This is a genomic window from Geobacillus sp. LYN3, from assembly GCF_003064505.1.
Taxonomy (GTDB): Bacteria; Bacillota; Bacilli; order Bacillales; family Anoxybacillaceae; genus Parageobacillus_B; species Parageobacillus_B toebii.
Genome location: NZ_QCWL01000015.1, coordinates 3,923 through 6,409 on the forward strand (window position 1 = coordinate 3,923; position 2,487 = coordinate 6,409).

General features: G+C 39.2%; 1 protein-coding gene and 1 pseudogene. Both read right to left on the minus strand.

Annotated elements, in window-relative coordinates; all coding sequences use genetic code 11:
* Positions 1-1,335, minus strand: a 1,335-nt coding sequence (locus DCC82_RS16175; protein ID WP_233253061.1) for a transposase, incomplete at its 3' end; no start/stop codon positions are given.
* A gap of 176 nt (positions 1,336-1,511) precedes the next feature.
* Positions 1,512-2,233 (minus strand): annotated as a pseudogene (locus tag DCC82_RS16180) (RNA-guided endonuclease InsQ/TnpB family protein); the annotation flags it as partial.
* Positions 2,234-2,487 lie beyond the last annotated feature (254 nt).

Genomic DNA, 2,487 nt, shown 5'->3' on the forward strand with positions numbered 1-2,487 from the left:
ACCCATTTTGTCCGCACGGCTTTTGATCGCTTGTATCATTTTTCGATACGCGAACATACTCTTCATCCGATTTGCTTTTTTGTTGCCGTATCGATCCCCTGTTTTGGATAAGGTGGTATCCAACTTTTCCAACACAATAGGTTTTTTCTTTCGAACCGCAATATCCACTAAAGCAATGGCTTCTGCTTCGATAATTTTTGTAATCTGGCCCGAAGTTTTATCTTCTATCGAAAACGAAAGTTTTCCGCTTTCCAAAAAGTTTCCGTCTTTCGAAACATCCGTCCAAGCAATGTGATGGTAGTTGCAATCTACTCCGATCACTCCGTCAGAGGTAGAAAAATGAATATATGGATTCGATTCTACCTCCACCAAACATTTGATGATATAGTATTCTCCATGATCTTCGATCGACCAAGAGATTGGTTTTCCGTATTCTTTTTTGTTTTTACATTGGATTTGATCTGTCACTGTTTTATCCACCATTTCTTGGCCGTAAGGGAATATTACTTCCGGAAAGGTAACTACTTTTCCTGTTATCGAGTTCATATGAAGTTCTTTTGTCATTGGATTATAGTGAAACACAAAGTTTCCAGAGCCGGCATCTTTCCGGCCGGAGATGATCATTTCTTTATTTCGGGCAGCTAAAAAGAGTTTTCTCCAGGCTTCGTGGTCCTTTATAAATTCTTCTTTCGTAAATTGTTGTTTAAATAGTTTTTTACCGCCAAAAACAGCACTTGGAATATGTTCTTTTAATTTGGTTTTCTTTTGTTCTAATCGATCCAAACGATGTGTTAAACGACCGATTTTTGCTTTCGTCCGTTTCCATTCCACATCTAAATAACGATGTTCAAACAAATAGGAATTCATCCAAATCAAAGATCTGTTTTTTAATTCAAGAGAAATGATTCCGCTCTTATGCAAAACAAAGTTTGTATTTTTCGGAAACCGTAGGTTTCCTTTGATACAACTCTCTTTCATTTTGCCTAATTTCGTCAATTTGGTTCGTTCTGTTTTTAGTTTTTTCTTCACATCTTTTATTTTTTCTTCTGTCTGTTGAAGGTGCATTTTATTTAATTCCATTAGAGAAGAGAAAAGAGCATTGGCTTCTCGAACGGCACTGTTGGCAAAATAGTCATTCAGTCCGTATTTTTTCTTCACAACGATATGCAGGCTTTCTTGATGTAATTTTCGTTCCCATCGTTTTTCTCGGACCAGCGTTTGAAAAGCGAAACGTTTCGCTTGATGGAATAACTCTAATGCATAAGATGTTTCTGTCACATGAAGAATATCTATTTCGGATTTATACAATCTTCTTGAAAAATACGCTTTTTTCACCTTTTCTCCACCCCTAACAGAACATAAGTTCGGTATATTTTTTTATATTTTATGACAGAAGAAGAACGTTTTTCAACTATTAAGATTACTAAAAAAACAAAAAATGCCGATTCATCCCTTCCAACGAAGGGAAATGGACCGAGCGATCCCCGTCCGCCCAACGGTTCTAGGACGGCTTAGCCGATCCCTAACCTCCTCACACCTTCCTGTTTGATGTTGATCGCGGCATTCCAGTCCCTGTCGGCGGCAAAGCCACACTCGCATTGGAAGGTTCGTTCCGAGAGAGGGAGGGATTCCTTGACTCGACCACAACGGAAACAAGTTTTCGAAGAAGGAAACCATTTGCCTATTCTCACCAGTTGTTTCCCTTGTTCCTCTAACTTGTAGTGAAGAAAAGCCGTGAACATCCCCCATGCGTGATCCGTCACACTTTTTCCAAAGTGAAGGGCTTGCGACATGCCTTTCATGTTGAGATCTTCGATGACCACGCAATCAAACTCATTCGCCAATTGGCGTGAAACCTTATGCAAAAAGTCTTTTCGCTGATTGGCGATTTTTCGTGCAGCTTGGCCACTTTTAACCGTTGCTTATGCCAACGCTTCGAGCCTTTTTGTCTCCGCGACAGAATGCGTTGCGCTTTGGCCAGCCTTTCCAGTGCTTGACGATAGAAACAAGGGTAATTGGCTTTCTTACCTTCGCTATCGACAAATAGACCATTCATGGAAAAATCTAAACCAACAACAGCTTGTACTTCTTTTTGTACAGGTTGATGTTCGTATTCGGTGAGAATCGAGACAAAGTATTTCCCTGTTTTCGTTCGAGAAATGGTACAAGATTTGATCCGGTAATGGGATGGAATGTTTCGGTGTTGTTTCATTTTCACCCATTTTAATTTCGGCCAACCGTAACCGTTTTAGAGGATGATGGATAGAAAGCAAAATAATATTCGCGTTGAAATCCATTGAATGAACCTCTTCTACCTACATTCCATCTTGAGGTGATAAACTTCTTGAGAAAAACGTTAACTTCGTCTTATACTTTCTGACCAATTGTTTCCCGCCTTTTTAACAATACCAATTCATCAGCTATGAAGAGTAAATTTCAAAGTTTTTCGTCAAAATAGGGATTTTCAAATTATCCACAGTTGGTAAA